Here is a 1,537-nt window from a genome sequence, read left to right on the forward strand (position 1 = left end):
CACAAAGAATGTTGTTGTAAGTCATCGGCCATTAGTACCAGTCAGCTCCACACATTGCTGTGCTTCCACATCTGGCCTATCAACCCAGTCATCTACTGGGGGCCTCACACACCTCAAGGGTGCAAGGATATCTCATCTCGAAGCAGGCTTCCCGCTTAGATGCTTTCAGCGGTTATCCCTTCCCGACGTAGCCAACCAGCCATGCCCTTGGCAGAACAACTGGCACACCAGAGGTCAGTCCATCCCGGTCCTCTCGTACTAGGGACAGGACTTCTCAAATATCCAACGCGCGCAGCGGATAGGGACCGAACTGTCTCACGACGTTCTAAACCCAGCTCGCGTACCGCTTTAATAGGCGAACAGCCTAACCCTTGGGACCAACTCCAGCCCCAGGATGCGACGAGCCGACATCGAGGTGCCAAACCATGCCGTCGATATGAGCTCTTGGGCAAGATCAGCCTGTTATCCCCGGGGTACCTTTTATCCGTTGAGCGACACCCATTCCACAATGAGGTGCCGGATCACTAGTTCCTGCTTTCGCACCTGCCCGACATGTCTGTCTCGCAGTCAAGCTCCCTTGTGCACTTACACTCAACACCTGATTGCCAACCAGGCTGAGGGAACCTTTGAGCGCCTCCGTTACTCTTTAGGAGGCAACCGCCCCAGTTAAACTACCCATCAGACACTGTCCCTGATCCGGATCACGGACCGAGGTTAGGAATCCAGAACGACCAGAGTGGTATTTCAACGACGACTCCACACTCACTGGCGTGAATGCTTCCCAGTCTCCCACCTATCCTACACAAGCCGTCCCGAACACCAATATCAAACTATAGTAAAGGTCCCGGGGTCTTTCCGTCCTGCTGCGCGTAACGAGCATCTTTACTCGTAATGCAATTTCGCCGAGTTCGCGGTTGAGACAGTGGAGAAGTCGTTACGCCATTCGTGCAGGTCGGAACTTACCCGACAAGGAATTTCGCTACCTTAGGATGGTTATAGTTACCACCGCCGTTTACTGGGGCTTAAATTCTCAGCTTCGAACTCCGAAGAGCTCTAACCGGTCCTCTTAACCTTCCAGCACCGGGCAGGCGTCAGTCCGTATACAGCGTCTTACGACTTCGCACGGACCTGTGTTTTTAGTAAACAGTCGCTTCTCCCTGGTCTCTGCGGCCCTCTCCGCTCTCACGGATCGGGCCCCCCTTCTCCCGAAGTTACGGGGGCATTTTGCCGAGTTCCTTAACCACGATTCTCTCGAACGCCTCGGTATTCTCTACCTGATCACCTGAGTCGGTTTAGGGTACGGGCGACCGTATTCGTCACGCCGGAACTTTTCTAGGCAGTACAGGATCACTCACCTACGCCCATACGGGATCCCCATCACGTCTCACCCTCATGGCCCCAGCATTACCCGGGGCCGGGCTGCACGCTTAGACGGACTATTCCATTAAGTCCGCGGAAGCTACCTCTCTGCGTCATCCCACGCGCTGACCTACTACGACCTTGGTTCCCAGCCTCACCACCATCCACACCCCGAAGG

At 55.0% G+C, this 1,537-nt stretch carries 1 rRNA gene; it reads right to left on the reverse strand.

Annotation, left to right across the window (positions count from 1 at the left end):
- Positions 1-11: 11 nt before the first annotated feature.
- Positions 12-1,537: ribosomal RNA gene (locus L3K22_RS16595) — 23S ribosomal RNA — on the reverse strand; the annotation flags it as partial.

The sequence above is a fragment of the Brachybacterium atlanticum genome, assembly GCF_025669985.1.
GTDB lineage: Bacteria > Actinomycetota > Actinomycetes > Actinomycetales > Dermabacteraceae > Brachybacterium > Brachybacterium conglomeratum.